Below are 16,547 nucleotides of genomic sequence, written 5' to 3'. Positions count from 1 at the left end.
CCGGCGGAAGGTCACGGGAAGGCGAGGCGCCGGAAGACGTCCCTGACCCGGGCCAGCGGACCCGGGTCGCGGGTGAGCCGGAGCCGGTTGGTGAGGAGGACCGCCCAGCGGTCCCGGCCCGGCGACACCCATAAGCCGGTGCCCGTGAACCCGAAGTGCGACCAGACGCCGTCCGCCGGTTCCGTGCCGGGCGCCGGATGCCAGAACAGGCCGCGCGGCGGGGTCAGCCCTCCGGTGTGCACGCGGAGCGACGCGGCCGTCCACTCGGCGGAGAAGGTGCCGGGGACCGGGACGAGGAGGTGGCGCAGGAAGCGGCCGATGTCGGCGGCGGTCGTGAAGACGCCCGCGATCCCGCAGGCGCCGCCGAGCAGCCGGGCCGAGAAGTCGTGGACGGTCCCCTTGAGGTACGTGCCGGTCACGTCGTCGTACTCCGTGGGCGCGCACCGCCTCCCGGCCGCGGCGGGCAGCGGACCGTACCGGGTCTCGGACATGGCCAGCGGGGCCCAGACCCGGTCCTCGGCGAGCCGGGCGAGCGGGGTCCTGGTGAGGTGCTCGGCCAGATATCCGAGGATCAGCGCCGCCCGGTCCGTGTACGCGACGGCCGCCCCGGGCCGGTGCCGGAGCGGCTCCGCGAGGACCCCGTCCCGGACGTCCTGCGGGTCGGAGCCGTACAGGTGCCGCAGGTTGGCGCGGAGCGGCAGCCCCGCGGTGTGCGTGAGGAGGTGGTGCGCCGTGGCCCCGGCGAGGGGCCGCCCCGCCGTCTCGGGCCAGAAGGAGCCGAGCGGCACCGTCAGATCGAGCTTCCCCGCGTCGACGAGGGTGCCGGTCACGGCCCACACGGAGAGGATCTTGGTGAGGCTGGCGACGTCGAAGAGCGTGTCGGGTCGCATGGGGTCACCGGGCCGCGCCGGGTCGAGGAGCCCGACGGCCCCCGCCGACACGGTCGTTCGGGCGTCACCCACGGCCCAGACGGCGCCGGGGAAGACGCCCTCGTCCGCCGCGTCGCCGAGGAGCCGCTCGAAGGGGTCGCTGCGCTGCGCCAAGGCGTGCCTCCGACGAGGTGAGGGGCGGCCCTGGCCCAAGAGGCGTCCGGCGGATCAGAGCCGGATACCCCCTGGTGGGCCGTGCTCCGGAGTCATGCCCCCGCCATAGGGGAAGACACCCTTCCGTCAGTGCGGGTGCGCGCCGGTCCCGCCGGATCGAGCGCGGGTCACTCGCAGGTCACCTCGTCGCGCGGGGTGTAGTGGGTCTTGAAGGTCTCGCGCTTGACCTCGGCGCCGCCGTCCTTGAACACCCGGTCCACCGAGATGTCGAAGCCCTCCAGGGGCGGCTGCGGCACACAGGCCTCGCCGGTGCCCTCGCGCTTCGCGGGTTCCTTGAGGTTCGTGCGCGGACCGGCGACCGCCTCGACGGAGTCGTACTTCTTCGTCCCGAGGAAGCTCACCGTGACCGAGGAGTCCGTGGCGCTCGCCTTGATGTAGATCGGCTTGCCGGAGTCGTTGCGGAACTTCAGGTCGAGCGAACCCCACGCCACGGTCGCCTCGCGGCCGGCCGGGTAGCGCTCGATGTAGAAGGAGTGGGCGCCGTACTCGACTGGCTTCACCCCGGCGAAGAACATGGCGTTGAAGACGGTGGTGGCCATGGCCGAGACGCCGCCGCCGGGCGCCGACCGGTACTGGCCGTCGAGGATCATCGTGCCGTCGACGAAGCCGTTGTCCGGGGTGCGCTCGCCGACCGTCCTGTTGAAGCTCCACACCTCGCCGGGCTGCACGATCGAGCCGTTGATGAGCTCGGCGGCCCGGCCGATGTTCGTCGTCCGGTACGGCGCCGACGGGAAGTCCACCGTGAACGTCGACATCTCCTCGGTGATGCCGAGGCGGGCGAGGGAGTCGGCGGTCAGCTCGGGCTGGATGACCGTCGTGGCCACCGGAGCCGTACGGGCCGCCTCACCGGTCCTGGTGAGCAGCGGGCGCACGGCGTCGCCGAGGGCCTTCGCGGTCACCTCGTGCCCCGGCCGGCCCTCCGACTCCACCACGACCCTGCCGTCCCGGACCCCGAGGCCCGCCTCCACGGGCGCGCCCGTCAGCGAGGCGAGCGGCCGGGCCACGTCCGGGTCGCGCAGCAGCGCCTCGGCGTCGAGGGCGGCGTCGAGCCGGCCGTTCTCGGCCTTCACGGTGAGGTGGTCGCCGAGCGTGGCGGGGGCGATCCGCAGCCGCTCGGAGCCCGCCGTGAGCGTCACGGGGCCGGAGAGGGCGGGTTCGGCGTACGAGTCGAGGAAGCGGTCCACCTCCGCGGCGGGCAGCTTCGGTTCGGTCATGCCGACGGGCAGGACCACGGGCGCGGAGCCCGTGGCCGGGTAGGCCGCGCGCAGGGTCTCGGCGGCCCGCCCGGTGTCCAGCTTCTGGCCCGTCACCGGCCGGGTGGCGACGGCCTTGCCCTCGCGGAAGGCGACGGAACCCTCGCGCACCGCGCGGTCGTTCTTCTTGGCGAGACCGGCGACGGCCGCCCGCGTCTTCTCCGCGTCGTACGCGAATACCGGCCTGATCTCCCGCTCGCCGGACGAGAAGAGCCGGCCTATGACGGTGAAGGGGTCGCGGGAGGGGTCGGCCGCCAGGTCGGCGGTCTTCGCCAGGTCCACCGTCAGACCGGCGGCGGCCGGATCCACGGTCGTGGCGCGGTCGCCGACCTTCACCGGTATCGGGGCGCTCCACGCGGCCGGTGCCTGCGCCGCCAGCCTGGCCTCGGCCTGGGCACGGCTCATCCCGCCTATGTCCACGCCTGCCACCCGGGTGCCGGCGGATATGTCCTCGCCGGCCGTGAGCAGGCCCGCCACGTACAGGCCGCCCGCGGCGACGGCGACCACACCCGCCGCGATGGCCGCCGTCCGCAGACGCGGACGGCGCCCCTCGCGGGGCGTCGGGGCATGGTCGGTCCTGGAGCGAGGCACACGCTCTCCCGTGGCGTCGAGGGTCGGGGATCCACTCGACGGTACGCCGAAAGAGTGTCTTATGCACATAAAGACCCTTTGACCTGCGGGGATACGGAGGGCTGCGGAGCGCGTACGGAGCGTCCGCGGACGCCTGGGGCCATGCCCCGGTCACACCGGCCCTAAGCTGGAACGATGCCTGCCCACCCGAGCCCCGGGCCCCAGTCCGTCGACCGCGCCCTCGCCGTCCTCGACGCCGTCGCCGACTCCGACCGGCCCCTCAATGCCAAGGCCCTGGCCCGGCGGCTCGGCTGCGCCCTCTCGACCGTCTACCACGTCACCGGCCCGCTGCTCGCGCGCGGCTACCTCGTCCGCACCACCGACGGGTACGCCCCCGGGCCCCGCGTCCCCGCCCTGCACCGCTCCCACCAGCGGCACCACGGCCTCGGCGCGGGAACGGGTGAACTCCTCGGCCGGCTGCGAAGGGTCACCGGCGCGGAGGCGTACCACACCGCCTACCGCGACGGCCTGATCACCGTCGTCGACACCACCGCACCCGTCACCGACACCGCCCACCCCTTCACCCCGGGCCCCGAGGGCCGCGCCCACGCGACCGCCCACGGGAAGGCGCTGCTCGCCGCGCTGCCGCGCCCGCTGCGCCGCCGCTACCTGACCGAGCACGGCATGGCCCGCTTCACCGAGCGGACGATCACCGGCGCCGAACGCTTCGAGGCCGAGGTCGACCGGGTCCGCGGCCAGGGCTACGCCGTGTCGGTGGGCGAGGCCGACCTCGCGTACACCTGTCTCGCCGTGGCGCTGCCCGAGCGCGGCGACGGCATCGTGCACGCCCTGTCCGTGTCCCTGCCCACCGCCGGCTTCGCACGGCGCCAGGGTGAGATCCGGGCCGCGCTCACCCGCGCCGTGCCCGACTTTCCGGCCCTGCCGGAATCCTGACCCGGCCGACTGGCCACGCCGCCGCGGCGCCCCGCACGCTGACCGCATGATCTTCATCGCCGTCCGCTTCACCGCCCGCCCCGACCTCGCCGACCGCTGGCTCGATCTGGTCGCCGACTTCACCCGCGCCACCCGCGAGGAGCCCGGCAACCTGTTCTTCGACTGGTCCCGCAGTGTCGACGACCCGAACGTCTTCGTCCTCCTGGAGGCCTTCGCCGACGCCGAGGCCGGCGCCACCCACGTCGCCTCCCCGCACTTCGCCGCCGGGCTCGCGGCCATGGCCGGCGCCATCGCCACCACCCCCGAGATCATCAACGTCGAGGTGCCGCAGCAGGGCTGGGGCGCCATGGCCGAGCTCGCCCCGACCGGCGCCTGAGTCGATCCCCCGGGGGCGCGCCACCCGCCTGATAGGTTCGCGTCCACACGCAGGCGGGGCGGCGGGCCCGAGGGGAGAAGCGGCATGGCGGTGAGCGGGCGGCAGACCGGCAGGCCCACCCTGGAGGAGGTCGCGGCGCGAGCCGGAGTCGGCCGCGGCACGGTCTCCCGGGTCATCAACGGCTCCCCCCGGGTGAGCGAACAGGCCAAGGCCGCCGTCGAACAGGCCGTCGCCGAACTCGGCTACGTCCCCAACAGGGCCGCCCGCGCCCTGGCGGGCAGCCGCACCGACGCCGTCGCCCTCGTCATCCCCGAGACCGAGGCACGACTCTTCGCGGAGCCGTACTTCCTCGACATCATCCGCGGCGTCAGCAGCGAACTCGCCGACGCGGACAAGCAGTTGCTGCTCACCCTGATCCGCAGCGAACAGGAACGGCAGCGCTTCGAGCAGTACCTCGCCGCCCAGCGCGTCGACGGAGTCCTCCTCGTCTCCGTGCACGGCGCCGACCCGCTGCCCGACCAGGTCCGCGCCCTCGGCCTGCCCGCCGTCCTCAACGGCCGCCGCACCGAGGACGAACGCGTCGCCTTCGTCGACTCCGACAACACCGGCGCCGGCCGGACCGCCGTCGCCCACCTCGCCGCGCGCGGCCGGCAGGGCATCGCCACCATCACGGGCCCCCTCGACATGTACGTCGCCCGCTGCCGCCTCGACGGCTACCGCCAGGGCCTGGCCGAGTCCGGCCTCGCGGCCGACGAGGCGCTCGTCGCCACCGGCGACTTCACCGAGGAGGGCGGCCGCCGCGCCATGCGGGAACTCCTGGACCGCAGGCCCGGCCTGGACGCCGTCTTCGCCGCCTCCGACGTCATGGCCGCCGGCGCGCGGGGCGTCCTGCGCGAGGCGGGCCGCCGCGTCCCCGAGGACGTCGCCCTCGTCGGCGTCGACGACTCGGCCGTGGCCCGGCACATGGACCCCCCGCTGACCAGCGTCCGCCAGCCCATCGAGGAGATGGGCCGCACCATGGCCCGGCTGCTCCTCCAGGAGATCGCGGCCCCCAGCGACCCGGACGAGCAGCCCCGCCGGATGCTCCCGACGGAACTCGTGGTCCGCGCCTCCTCCTGACCCGCGGCTCCGGCCGCGCCCCAGGCGCTCCGTCATAGGGCGCTGACGTCCACGGCGTTCACGCTGTACGGATCGCGCCGGCACGACCGTACGCCGTCCCGTCATCTCGCTGTGGCATGATCGCGCCGCGTTCCGGCAGAAAGCCGGGAGGACAGGGGGCTCACCGTGGACTGGTACGTCGTCATACCCGGCACACTTGCCCTGCTCTTCGCGCTCTCCGGTGTGGCGGCGCTGCGCACCGGCTGGATCGTGGCGTGGCAGCGGCGGCGCGTGTACCGGACGGCGCCGCACGGCTGGGGCCAGCTGGCGCTCGCGACGGCTTTCGCGTTCCAGGCGGCCGGACAACTCGCCGACGGCCGGGCCGTGAGCGCCGGCCTGGGTGTCGTCATCGTCCTGGCGCTCGTCTGCGGCCTCGTCCTCCTGGTCCTCGCCCAGCGCCCACGCCAGGACCGCTGACTCCCGGCGTGTCGTTCGGGTGCGTCCAGCGGGCGGGTCCGCCCCGTGTGGGTTCGAATCGGGGCATGGCTTCCTACGACAGGTACCGTGCGGGCGGCTCGCCGAGGCCGCTGGAGACCGGTGACACCTGGTGGTACGCCGCCGTGGCGGGTGAGGCGGCCGGCTCGTTCCGCACCCGCGTCCGCACCCGCACCCGGCGTGCCTGCCTCGGGGCCGTCCTCGTCCTCACGGTCGTCTACGCGGGCCTCGTGCTCACCGCCACCGGCCGCCGCTGGGGCGACGCCGCCGCGACCGGCCGGCGCGCCGACACGGCCGCCACCACCCTGCTCCGCGAGTACCCCTCCCTCGCCGGACTCACCACCGTCTCCCTGGTCGCCGGCTGCGTCCTGCTGCTCGCCGTCGGCCTCATACGCAGGCGGTACGCGCTCACCGGGGCTGCCGCGGGAGCCGTCGTCACCGCGCTCGCCGTCACCGGACTGCTCCAGCGGTACGCACCCCGCCCCCGGCTCCTCGACACCGGCGGGGCGCTCCTCCCGAGCGGCTTCCCCAGCGCCCAGACCACGCTCGCCCTGGGCATCGCCTTCGGCCTCACCCTCGTCGTCCCCTACCGGCTGCGCGGCGTCGCCGTCGGCGCGGGCACGCTCTGGGCCGTCGCCGTCGGCGCCTACACGATCGCGGCCGGCCGGCACCGGCCCGGTGACGTCATCGCCGCCGCCCTGGTCGTCCTCGCCGTCCACTGCGGCCTCCTCGCCGTCCTCGCCCGCAAGGGCAAGATCCGCCCCGGCGCCCGGCGCGGAGCCGCCCTGCGCGGCCTCCCCGCGACGGTGCCGCTCGGCATCCTCGCCGTCGCCGGACTCGGCGCCGGGTTCTGGCTGCTCGGCGACACCCTGTCCCTGCCCGCCACCGCCCCCTACGATCCGGCCGAGCTGCGCCTCGCCCACCGCTGCGGCCAGGCCCTCGCCGCGGGCGTGACCGCCGCGACGGGACTCGTCGTGCTGGCGCTGCTCCGCCGCGTCGAGCTGGACGGCGCCCTCGCTCCGTACCGCCTCGGAGGCCCCTTCGTGGAGGCCACCGGAGCACCCGGGGACGGCGAGCTCGTGGGCCCCTTTACCGAGGACCACGATCACGAGATATCTTGATGTCGAGCAATCTCGCATAGGCAGACGTGGAGCGGAGCACCCTGGTGACTGAGTCGACCATCATCTACACCCACACTGACGAGGCGCCCGCCCTGGCGACGTACTCGTTCCTGCCCGTGATCCAGGCGTATGCCTCGCAGGCCGGCGTTTCGGTCGAGACGCGGGACATCTCCCTCGCGGGCCGCATCATCGCCGTCTTCCCCGAGTACCTGGAAGAGGGCCAGCGCATCGCCGACGCCCTCGCCGAGCTCGGCGCGCTGGCCAAGACGCCCGGCGCCAACATCATCAAGCTGCCGAACGTCTCGGCGTCCATCCCGCAGCTCAAGGCGGCCGTCGCCGAGCTCCAGGCGCAGGGCTACGCCCTCCCGGACTACCCGGACGACCCGAAGACGGACCAGGACAAGGACGTCCGCGCCCGCTACGACAAGATCAAGGGCTCGGCCGTCAACCCGGTCCTGCGCGAGGGCAACTCCGACCGCCGCGCGCCCGCCTCGGTCAAGAACTACGCCAAGGCCCACCCGCACCGCATGGGCGCCTGGACCGCCGAGTCGAAGACGAACGTCGCCACCATGAGCGACAACGACTTCGCCGCCACGGAGAAGTCCGCCGTCATCGCCGCGGACGACACCCTCCGCTTCGAGTTCACCGCCGCCGACGGCACCACCAGCGAGCTCCGCGAGCCGCTGAAGGTCATCGCCGGCGAGGTCGTCGACGCCGCCGTCATGCGCGCCGCCGCCCTGCGCACCTTCCTCAGCGAGCAGGTCGCCCGCGCCAAGGCCGAGGACGTCCTCTTCTCCGTGCACCTCAAGGCCACGATGATGAAGGTCTCCGACCCGATCGTCTTCGGCCACGTCGTGCGCGCCTTCTTCCCGAACACCTTCGCCAAGTACGGCGAGGTGCTCGCCGCCGCCGGTCTGTCCCCGAACGACGGCCTCGGCACCGTCCTGAACGGCCTCGACGCCGTCCCGCACGGCCTGGGCGCCGAGATCAAGGCCTCCTTCGAGGCCGAGCTCGCCGAGGGCCCCGCCCTGGCGATGGTCGACTCCGACAAGGGCATCACCAACCTGCACGTGCCGTCCGACGTCATCGTCGACGCCTCGATGCCGGCCATGATCCGCACCTCCGGCCACATGTGGGGCCCGGACGGCCAGGAGGCCGACACCCTCGCCGTCCTCCCGGACCACAGCTACTCCGGCGTGTACCAGGTCGTCATCGACGACTGCCGCGCCAACGGCGCCTTCGACCCGTCGACCATGGGCTCCGTCCCGAACGTCGGCCTCATGGCGCAGAAGGCCGAGGAGTACGGCTCCCACGACAAGACCTTCGAGATCGCCCAGGCCGGCACCGTCCGCCTCGTCGACTCCGCGGGCGACGTCGTCCTGGAGCAGGAGGTCGCCGAGGGCGACATCTTCCGCGCCTGCCAGACCAAGGACCTGCCCATCCAGGACTGGGTCAAGCTCGCCGTCACCCGCGCCCGCGCCACCGGCTCCCCGGCCGTCTTCTGGCTCGACGAGAACCGCGCCCACGACGCCCAGCTGATCGCCAAGGTCAACACGTACCTCGCCGAGCACGACACCGAGGGCCTGGACATCCGGATCCTGTCCCCGGTCGAGGCCACCAAGTTCTCCCTGGAGCGCATCCGCCGCGGCGAGGACACCATCTCGGTCACCGGCAACGTCCTGCGCGACTACCTGACCGACCTCTTCCCGATCCTGGAGCTGGGCACCAGCGCCAAGATGCTGTCGGTCGTCCCGCTGATGGCGGGCGGCGGCCTCTTCGAGACCGGCGCCGGCGGCTCCGCCCCGAAGCACGTCCAGCAGCTCGTCAAGGAGAACTACCTCCGCTGGGACAGCCTCGGCGAGTTCTTCGCCCTGGCCGCCAGCTTCGAGCACCTCGCGACCAGCACGGGCAACGCCCGCGCCCAGGTCCTCGCCGACACCCTCGACCGCGCCACCGGCACCTTCCTCAACGAGGACAAGTCGCCGACCCGTCGCCTCGGTGGCATCGACAACCGTGGCAGCCACTTCTACCTCGCCCTGTACTGGGCCCAGGAGCTGGCCGCCCAGACCGACGACGCGGAGCTGGCCAAGGCCTTCGCCCCGCTGGCGGAGACCCTCTCCACCAACGAGGCCAAGATCGTCGAAGAGCTCGTCGCCGTCCAGGGCTCCCCGGCCGAGATCGGCGGCTACTACCAGCCCGACCCGGCCAAGGCCGCGGCCGTGATGCGCCCGTCCGCCACCTTCAACCAGGCCGTCGCGTCCCTCGCCTGACCGGCGCACGACCCGAACCGCCCCGGCCGGAACTCCTCCGGCCGGGGCGGTCCTGTCGGTGGCGCATCCGCCGAACGGGTGTGAACCTGGATGGATGAGCTGGGCATCTTGGACGACCGCCGGTGTCTACACCGGGCGAGGTGGGGTGCTGACCGTCGAGGCCGGCGTGCTCACGGGCGATGTCACCGTGCACACGACCTGGGCCGGCGGCGAAGCACGCGTGGCCGTGCAGTACAGCGGCGCGTCCGACTGGTTCACCATGTCGGGCAGTCCCGTTCCGTGCGCGACGGAGGAGGAGAGCCGAGATTTCCACGACGCCGTCGTGGAAGCCGTCCGGCAGGGCAACGGGGCCACGGTCCCGTCCGTGCCCGTACCACCGGTGTGAAAGTGTTATCGCTCTCCCGCCCACGGGTCTCCTGACGACGGGACCCGGAGCAGGGACGAGGGAGCAGATCGATGCACAGCGACGAGCGCCGCACCACCGCACTGGTGGAGGCGGCAAGGGCCGGGGACGCGCGCGCCAGGGACGCACTGGTACGCGCGTACCTGCCCCTCGTCCACAACATCGTCGGCCGGGCCCTCGACGGCCACGCCGACACCGACGACATCGTCCAGGAGACGATGGTCCGCGCCCTGGACGGCCTGCCCGGTCTCCGGGACCCGGCACGCTTCCGGTCCTGGCTCGTCGCCATCGCGATGAACGGGATACGGCGCCGCTGGCGCGAACGCCAGCAGGCACCCGTGCCCGGCCTCGACCACGCCGCGGACCTCGCCGACCCGGACGGCGACTTCACCGAGGTCACCATCCTCCGGCTCGGTCTCTCGGGACAGCGCCGTGACGTGGCCCGCGCCACCCGCTGGCTCGACGAGGACGACCGCGAACTCCTCGCCCTGTGGTGGCTGGAGGCGGCGGGGGAGCTGACCCGCGCCGAACTCGCCGAGGGCCTCGGCGGGATATCCGCGCAGCACGCCGCCGTCCGCGTCCAGCGGATGAAGGAACGCCTCGAAACCGGCCGGGCAGTCGTCCGCGCCCTCGACGCCCTGCCGATGTGCCCCGCCCTCGCCGAGACCGTCACGGCCTGGGACGGCCACCCCTCCCCGCTCTGGCGCAAGCGCGTCGCCCGCCATCTGCGGACCTGCGCCGCCTGCACCGCCCGCGTGACCGGCCGCCGAGGCCTCGCCCCCGTCGAGGGCCTCCTCGTCGGCATCGGCCTGGTCCCCCCGCTCGCCGTCGCCTTCGGCACCGGCGACACCCTCGAACCCGTCGCCCACGCGGCCGGGCACGGCGACGCGTTCGCCACCGGGGGCGGCGACGCCTTCGCGGCCGGGGGCGGCGAAGGGCCCGGACCGGTCGCCGTGGAGAGCCCCTCCCGCGCGACACCGCTCCGCCGCGCCGGGATCGCCGGAGCGGCGGTCCTCGCCGTCCTCGGCGCGGTCGCCCTCCTCGTACCGGAGGAACCGCACACCCGCCTGACGCCCGCCGCCCCCGCCGCCCCGCCCGCGCCCCGCACCCCGGCGCCCACGACCCCCGCGCCGGCCGCCACCGTCGCCGCGCCCGCCCCCACGACCACCCGACCGGCGCCCCGCCGCACCGCCCGCCCCACGCCGCCGCCGACCGCCGAGGAACGCCTGACCGGACTGGTCAACCGGCTGCGCGCACAGGCCGGTTGCGGGCCGCTGCGGATCGACCCGCGCCTCACCGAGGCGGCCCGCGGATACGCCCGCGACATGGCGGCGCGCGGTTACTACGGCCACGCCAGCCCCGAGGGCGACTTCGCGGACGCCCGGATCACCGCCGTGGGCTACGACTGGAGCGCCTGGGCCGAGAACCTGGACCGCGGCAGGTCCGACCCGGCGTCCGTCGTCGAGGACTGGAGGGACGGCTCGCAGCACGAGGAGAACATGCTCGACTGCCGCTACCGCGACACCGGCGTGGCCTCCGCGCCCGGCCCCGACGGCACGGTCTGGGTGCAGAAGCTGGCAGCTCCCGCCTCCTGACCACCGGCCGGGCGCTCAGCGCCTGGCGCCGAAGTCCTGCACCCACCAAGGGCCGTCGGCCGTGAGGGCCACCCCGACGCCGGTGTCCTTGAAGGAGCAGTTGAGGATGTTCGCCCGGTGGCCGGGACTGTCCATCCAGTCCTCCACGGTCCTGGAAGGTGTCGTCGTCCCGCGGTGGATGTTCTCCCCCCAGGTCGACCACGCGTACCCGGCGTCGCTCATCCGGTCGCCCGCGTCACGGCCCTCCGGGCTGGCGTGCTCGTAGTAGTCGCGGGCGGACATGTCGTCGGCATGCCCCTGGGCGGCGGTCCGCAGATGCTTCTCGGCGCGGAGCGGGCCGCAGCCGGCCCGCTCCCGCTCGGCGTTGACGAGGGCGAGGACGTCCTTGACGTAGCGGGCGGCCTTTCCGGCGGGGGCCTCCGCGCGCAGCTGCTCGCGCCGCTGTTCCTGCGGCCGCACGGCCTGGCGCGCCGTCGGGCGCCCGGGCCCCGCCTCCGGTTCCGCGACGGTGGGCGTGACGGTGGGCGTGACGGCGGGTGGGACGGCGCCGGGTCCGGTCGCGCCCGTGGTGCCGGTGACGGCCGGGGAGGCCGCGTACAGGCCGGTCGCGACCGTCAGGGCGGCGGCCGTCGTCCCGGCGGCGAGGACGGCGGCGCGGAAGGAGAGCCGGCGGCGGAGCCGGAGGCACCGCGCCACGCGGCCTCTGCGGTGCCGGCCGTTCGCACGTGCCGCCGGTTCGGAGCGGCCGGCGCGCTCGGCGGGTCCCTCCCGCGGCGCGTCGGGGTCCGGGACGTCGGGGTGACCGTTACGGTCGTGGTGCCGCATGGAGCTCCGCTCTCTCGCCGTGGCCGCCGGACGGGCCGGCGCTGGGAGAGCCACCGGGGCGACGGCGGTAACTCTTTCCGGCCCCGGCCGCCCCGACACTCCTCGTCAACGTGACGCGTCAACGTGACGCGTCAACCGCGCGTGTCGACCGACGAGACCGTTCGGGTCTCCACGAACCCTTTCAGCCCTGTGGCACGACCGCCACCGGACAGGGCGCGAGGTGCAGCGCCGCGTGCGCCACCGAGCCGATCCTCGGCCCCACGGCGCCTCGCCTGGCCCGTCGGCCGACCACCAGGAGCTGGGCGGCCCCCGAGGCGGAGAGGAGTACCTGGCCGGCGCTGCCCAGCTCGACGTGCTCGGTGACCGGCACGTCCGGGTAGCGCTCGCGCCAGGGCGCGAGGGCGTCGCTCAGGGCCTTCTCCTCGTACGGGACGAGCCCGCCGGCGTCGTCGGCGAGCCGCATCGAGAGCGGGCTGTACGCGAACAGCGGCGGCAGGCTCCAGGCGCGTACGGCCCGCACGGAGGCCCCGCGCGCGGCGGCCGTCCCGAAGGCGAAGCCCAGCGCGGCGGCGCTGTCCTCCGGGCTCCCGAGCTGCCCGACGAGCACGTGTCCTGTGGGGGGTTCGGCCGGCTCGCCGTCGCGGGACCTGACGGCCACCACCGGGCGGGTGGCCCCGGCGATGATCTGCTGCCCGTACGAGCCGAGCAGGAACCCGGTGACGGCGCCGTGCCCGCGCGAGCCGATGACGAGCATCTCGGCGTGTTCCTCGCTGCCGAGGAGCGCGGCGACCGGGGTGTCGCCGATCACCTCGGCCGTGAGCGCGAGTCCCGGGTAGCGGCCGGCGAGGGTGGCCTCGGCCTCCCGCACGATCGCGTCAGCGCCGTCCTCCTGGGCGGTGCGGTCCTGGACCAGGGGAAGGTCCAGCGGTTCCCAGCGCCAGGCGTGCGCGAGCCGTAGCGGGAGACCCCGGTTCAGGGCCTCGCGGGCGGCCCAGTCGGCCGCCGCCAGGCTCTCGGGGGAGCCGTCCACTCCTGCGACGATCTCACGACTCATCAGACTGCCTCCGTGGGTGAGGTGTCGGGTCCGCCGGATGGCGGGGCCCGCTGCCCCCAGCTTGGGCCATTCGGCGGGCTGATGAGAGGGCCGGAGGTCCCGACATGCCGGTCTGCCCTGTTCAGACCGGCAGCGTGAGCCGCGCGTGGGTGCCGTTCAGGTAGTGGTCCCCGATGTCACGGAGCCGGTGGGCCGCCCGGGTGGGGGCGGTGAGCGCGCGGGCGTTGCGCCAGAAGCGGTCGAATCCCGGGCCGCCGGCGTGCGCGTCGGCGCCCGCGGTACCGTCGACGAGTTCGAGGACGCGGGTGGTGATGTGGACGGCCGCCCGGCCGGTGACCGTCTCGGCCGCCGCCACCAGGACGGCGATGTCCGCCCGTTCCTCCACGCCGAGCGACGCTCCGGCGAGCAGACCGTGGGCGAGGGCGTCCGTCGCGCGCTCCACCACCGCGGCGGCCGCGTGCGCGGCCGTCGCCAGCTCCCCGTAGGCGAGGAGGAGGTACGGGTCGTCCCCCGCCCCGGCGGGCAGGGGGCCGTCCGTCTCCGGCAGGCCTCCGCGACGGCCGGCCGGGTGGCCTCCCGGTGCCGGTGCCGCCTGGCCGGCCCGGCTGATGTCCCGGGCCTCCGCGAGCGCCCCCTCGGCGACGCCGAGCCCGACCTGGACGAGGAGCAGCCGCAGGGCGAGCGGGGCGAGGGTGGCGAAGGGGGCGACGTCGTGCTCGTCGTGGGGGAGGGCGCCGAGGACGTCCCCGGGCGGTACGGCGACCCGGTCGAAGGTGACGGTGCCCGCGCCCGCGAGGCGCTGCCCGACCCGCTCAGGCGCGGCGGACGTGAACACCCCGGGCCCCGCCGGGTCCACCAGGACGACGAGCAGCTCGCCCGTGCCGCCGGGGCGGGCGCCGACGACGAGCCGGTCCGCGACGGTCACCGCCGAGGAGAAGGTACGGCTTCCTTCGAGGATCCACCCGTCGCCGGAGTCGGCGGGGGTCAGGGTCAGGCCGGGTCCCGCCTCGTTGCGCGGCGGTTCGACGCTCCCGGCGAGCAGCCAGTGCTCCTCGGCCGTACGGACGTCGAGCGGGGGTCCTGCCGCGGGCGCGGGGGATGCCGCGCCCGTCCCTCCGGTCCCGCGGCGCCCGGCGGCCGGCTCCGGCGCGGGGGCGAAGAAGCGGCTGCTCCAGGACAGCGCGTAGTGGTGCGCGAGGAGTTCGCCCACCGAGCTGTCGGCCGCGGAGATCTCCCGTACGACCGCACACGCGGCCCCCCAGTCGGCGCCCCGCCGGTTCGGGCCGGGCGCTGTGAGGAGGGCGGGCAGGCCGGCCTCCTGGAGCCTGGCGACCTCGTCGAACGGGTCCTTGCCGGCCCGGTCCCTTGCGAGGGCGTCGACGGCGAGGTCGTCGGCGAGTTCACGGGTGACGCGGGGCCAGATCGCGTCGTCGGCGTGGCGTGCGGGGTGGTCGGAGGGCGGGGCGCCCCGCCCTCCGGGCGGTGCGGACGTGGTGCGTGTCGCGGGTCTCTTCGGCGATTTCCTCGGCGTGCTCACGTCACCTCACATGATCCCTAGTATCCCCACTGGAATAGTAGGGATACTGGCAGAGGTGGTCGCCGGGGCCCAAGGGGCGTCCAATGGATGGACGTGCTCGTCTTGCTCTCTGAGATCACGTCAGGGTTCCCGCGGCCTCGCGGGGTTGACCGCGGGGCTGGTGACTCAGGGGTTGGTCCAGGCCTCCGGGTCGTCCGCGAGCGCGACGATCCCGGCCGGCAGCCGGGCCGCCGCCACCTCCGCGAGCGAGACCCCGAGCACCTCGCGGACACCGGCCCTCAGCGCGATCCACAGCGTGAGCAGCGACTCCGCGGGTCCGGTGTACGACAGGTCCGGCGGCCGCTCCCCGCGGACCGAGACCAGGGGGCCGTCCACGCAGCGTATGACGTCCGCGACCGAGATCGACTCCGCCGGCCTGGCCAGCCAGTAGCCGCCGTTGCCGCCCCGCTGGCTCCGCACCAGACCGCCCTTGCGCATGTCCCCGAGGATGCCCTCCAGGAACTTGTGCGAGATGCCCTGGCCCTCGGCGATGGCCTCGGCCTTCAGCGGCCCCGCGTCCTGGGCGGCGGCGAGCTGGAGGGCGGCACGCACCGCGTAGTCGGCCCTGGCTGAAATGCGCATGGGCCGCATTATCCCGTACGGCCCGCCAGGAGATCGCCCGTACCGCACCCTTGACGCCGCCGGAGACCGGCCGGACACTCGGGACGGGAATCCGAGCGAACAGGTAGGGAACCATGGTGCGCAGCGGCCGGCGGGACACCTCACCCGCCGCACCCCTCCCGCGCTCCCTGCCCCTCACCTCCCGCCGCCACATCGATCTGCTGCGGGTCTGCAGCGCCGCCAGTCGCCGCACGCGCCAGGGCGTCCGTCCCCCTCGCTGAGACGCCTGTCCGTCTCTCCTCGCCGTACCCCTGCTGCCTCCGGGCCCCGCGTCCCGTCCCGCCGCCGCACCGTCGCGACCGGCCCGCCGCGCGCCGCCCTGCCCAGCACCGAGCGCCATCAAGGGAGAAGCATGTCCGTCGTCCCGTCCTCGCTCCTGCCCGCCTCCGCCGTGCCCGCCTTCCGCGGCCGGATCGGCCGCGACCAGCACAGCGGCCACTACGCCGTGCCGCACCGCTACCGCCTCCATGTCGCACCGTCCGACCCAGGCTGTCTGAGCATCGCGCTCACCCACGGCCTCCTCGGACTCGACGACACGCTCCCGCTCACCGTCCTGCCCGGCATCCCCGACACGCCCGACGGCGGGTACGCCGCGCTCCGCCCGCTGTACGAGGCGAGCGCCCACCTCTACGACGGCCCGGCCGCCGCGCCCGTCCTCAGCGACGGGTGGACCGGAAGGATCGTCAGCACCCACGTCCCCGACATCCTCGGGGACCTCGCCCTCCGCTTCCGCGGCGCAGGACCCGAGCTGCTGCCCGAGGAGCACCGGGCCGACATCGAGGCGATCGCCGACCTGTGCGAGCGGAGCGTCAACAGGGCCGCCCAGCGGGCCGGCGAACTCGGGCTCGACGGCGACGCGGCCCACCGCGACCCGCTCGACGTCCTCTTCGCGGCCCTCGGCTCCCTGGAACGCCGCCTCGCCCGTCACCCGTACGTGCTCGGCGAGACGCCCACCGCCGCCGACGTGCACGTCTGGGTCACCCTGGTGCAGCTCGACACCGTGCACCGCCGGCACCTGGACGCCACGGCCATGGAGCGGGTCGCCGGGTACGGCTCCCTGTGGGCGTACGCCCGGCGGATGGCCGCCCGCCCGGAGTTCGCCCGCCGGCTCGACATCGAAGCGGTCCTACGGCGCCACCTTGCCCACTGCCGCGGCCGCGAGGCCGCGGGCGCGGCGATCCGGCTCGTCGACTGGCCCGCCGTCACCACCCCCTGACGGGCCGTCCCGCCGGC

Annotated in this window: 15 protein-coding genes; 9 read left to right on the top strand and 6 right to left on the bottom strand. The window is 74.7% G+C overall.

Annotated features, from left to right (window positions below; translation table 11 throughout):
• Positions 1-11 precede the first annotated feature (11 nt).
• Both ACIA8N_RS29405 and ACIA8N_RS29400 read right to left on the bottom strand, forming a co-directional pair.
• Complete coding sequence (locus tag ACIA8N_RS29405) at positions 12-1,043, bottom strand: serine hydrolase domain-containing protein (protein ID WP_365785152.1); 1,032 nt, start codon at positions 1,041-1,043, stop codon at positions 12-14.
• A gap of 167 nt (positions 1,044-1,210) precedes the next feature.
• A complete protein-coding gene (locus ACIA8N_RS29400; RefSeq protein ID WP_365785150.1) occupies positions 1,211-2,947 on the bottom strand; it encodes a VanW family protein in 1,737 nt (578 codons plus the stop codon).
• Between the two features lie 174 nt (positions 2,948-3,121).
• Between ACIA8N_RS29400 and ACIA8N_RS29395 the strand changes: the two genes are divergently transcribed.
• From ACIA8N_RS29395 to ACIA8N_RS29360, 8 genes are all read left to right on the top strand, one after another.
• Entirely contained in the window at positions 3,122-3,880 is a 759-nt protein-coding gene (locus tag ACIA8N_RS29395) for an IclR family transcriptional regulator C-terminal domain-containing protein (RefSeq protein WP_365785148.1), read from the top strand.
• A gap of 46 nt (positions 3,881-3,926) precedes the next feature.
• Complete coding sequence (locus ACIA8N_RS29390) at positions 3,927-4,256, top strand: putative quinol monooxygenase (protein WP_365785146.1); 330 nt, start codon at positions 3,927-3,929, stop codon at positions 4,254-4,256.
• An 84-nt stretch (positions 4,257-4,340) separates the two neighbouring features.
• Positions 4,341-5,375: a LacI family DNA-binding transcriptional regulator gene (locus tag ACIA8N_RS29385; RefSeq protein WP_365785144.1), complete on the top strand. Its 1,035-nt coding sequence runs from the start codon at positions 4,341-4,343 to the stop codon at positions 5,373-5,375.
• 165 nt (positions 5,376-5,540) lie between these two features.
• A complete protein-coding gene (locus tag ACIA8N_RS29380; RefSeq protein WP_365785142.1) occupies positions 5,541-5,831 on the top strand; it encodes a hypothetical protein in 291 nt (96 codons plus the stop codon).
• A 65-nt stretch (positions 5,832-5,896) separates the two neighbouring features.
• Positions 5,897-6,970 (top strand): phosphatase PAP2 family protein, encoded by a 1,074-nt coding sequence (locus tag ACIA8N_RS29375; protein ID WP_365785140.1) that lies wholly within the window; start codon positions 5,897-5,899, stop codon positions 6,968-6,970.
• Positions 6,971-7,014: 44 nt separating this feature from the next.
• Positions 7,015-9,240, top strand: a complete 2,226-nt coding sequence (locus ACIA8N_RS29370; protein ID WP_365785138.1) for an NADP-dependent isocitrate dehydrogenase — start codon at positions 7,015-7,017, stop codon at positions 9,238-9,240.
• 94 nt (positions 9,241-9,334) lie between these two features.
• Positions 9,335-9,625 (top strand): hypothetical protein, encoded by a 291-nt coding sequence (locus ACIA8N_RS29365; protein ID WP_365785136.1) that lies wholly within the window; start codon positions 9,335-9,337, stop codon positions 9,623-9,625.
• A 71-nt stretch (positions 9,626-9,696) separates the two neighbouring features.
• Complete coding sequence (locus ACIA8N_RS29360; RefSeq protein ID WP_365785134.1) at positions 9,697-11,238, top strand: sigma-70 family RNA polymerase sigma factor; 1,542 nt, start codon at positions 9,697-9,699, stop codon at positions 11,236-11,238.
• Positions 11,239-11,253: 15 nt separating this feature from the next.
• Here the strand turns inward: ACIA8N_RS29360 and ACIA8N_RS29355 are convergent, their stop codons facing one another.
• The 4 genes from ACIA8N_RS29355 to ACIA8N_RS29340 form a co-directional block, all read right to left on the bottom strand.
• Entirely contained in the window at positions 11,254-12,063 is an 810-nt protein-coding gene (locus tag ACIA8N_RS29355; protein WP_365785132.1) for a CAP domain-containing protein, read from the bottom strand.
• A gap of 181 nt (positions 12,064-12,244) precedes the next feature.
• Positions 12,245-13,117, bottom strand: coding sequence for a universal stress protein (locus tag ACIA8N_RS29350; RefSeq protein WP_365785130.1), 873 nt, complete (start codon positions 13,115-13,117; stop codon positions 12,245-12,247).
• Between the two features lie 121 nt (positions 13,118-13,238).
• Positions 13,239-14,654: an acyl-CoA dehydrogenase gene (locus ACIA8N_RS29345; protein WP_365785128.1), complete on the bottom strand. Its 1,416-nt coding sequence runs from the start codon at positions 14,652-14,654 to the stop codon at positions 13,239-13,241.
• 165 nt (positions 14,655-14,819) lie between these two features.
• A complete protein-coding gene (locus tag ACIA8N_RS29340; RefSeq protein WP_365785126.1) occupies positions 14,820-15,275 on the bottom strand; it encodes an Rrf2 family transcriptional regulator in 456 nt (151 codons plus the stop codon).
• Positions 15,276-15,666: 391 nt separating this feature from the next.
• Between ACIA8N_RS29340 and ACIA8N_RS29335 the strand changes: the two genes are divergently transcribed.
• A complete protein-coding gene (locus tag ACIA8N_RS29335; protein WP_365785124.1) occupies positions 15,667-16,530 on the top strand; it encodes a glutathione S-transferase C-terminal domain-containing protein in 864 nt (287 codons plus the stop codon).
• Positions 16,531-16,547: the final 17 nt, after the last annotated feature.

This window comes from Streptomyces sp. NPDC051822, from assembly GCF_044452745.1.
Taxonomy (GTDB): Bacteria; Actinomycetota; Actinomycetes; order Streptomycetales; family Streptomycetaceae; genus Streptomyces.
This window is presented reverse-complemented; position numbering and strand designations above follow the sequence as displayed.

Coding starts and splice junctions, on each gene's coding strand:
- ACIA8N_RS29375 (WP_365785140.1), top strand. CDS start 5,897: ATGGCTTCCTACGACAGGTACCGTGCGGGCGGCTCGCCGAGGCCGCTG.
- ACIA8N_RS29360 (WP_365785134.1), top strand. CDS start 9,697: ATGCACAGCGACGAGCGCCGCACCACCGCACTGGTGGAGGCGGCAAGG.
- ACIA8N_RS29365 (WP_365785136.1), top strand. CDS start 9,335: ATGAGCTGGGCATCTTGGACGACCGCCGGTGTCTACACCGGGCGAGGT.
- ACIA8N_RS29390 (WP_365785146.1), top strand. CDS start 3,927: ATGATCTTCATCGCCGTCCGCTTCACCGCCCGCCCCGACCTCGCCGAC.
- ACIA8N_RS29340 (WP_365785126.1), bottom strand. CDS start 15,275: ATGCGCATTTCAGCCAGGGCCGACTACGCGGTGCGTGCCGCCCTCCAG.
- ACIA8N_RS29335 (WP_365785124.1), top strand. CDS start 15,667: ATGTCCGTCGTCCCGTCCTCGCTCCTGCCCGCCTCCGCCGTGCCCGCC.
- ACIA8N_RS29385 (WP_365785144.1), top strand. CDS start 4,341: ATGGCGGTGAGCGGGCGGCAGACCGGCAGGCCCACCCTGGAGGAGGTC.
- ACIA8N_RS29350 (WP_365785130.1), bottom strand. CDS start 13,117: ATGAGTCGTGAGATCGTCGCAGGAGTGGACGGCTCCCCCGAGAGCCTG.
- ACIA8N_RS29395 (WP_365785148.1), top strand. CDS start 3,122: ATGCCTGCCCACCCGAGCCCCGGGCCCCAGTCCGTCGACCGCGCCCTC.
- ACIA8N_RS29355 (WP_365785132.1), bottom strand. CDS start 12,063: ATGCGGCACCACGACCGTAACGGTCACCCCGACGTCCCGGACCCCGAC.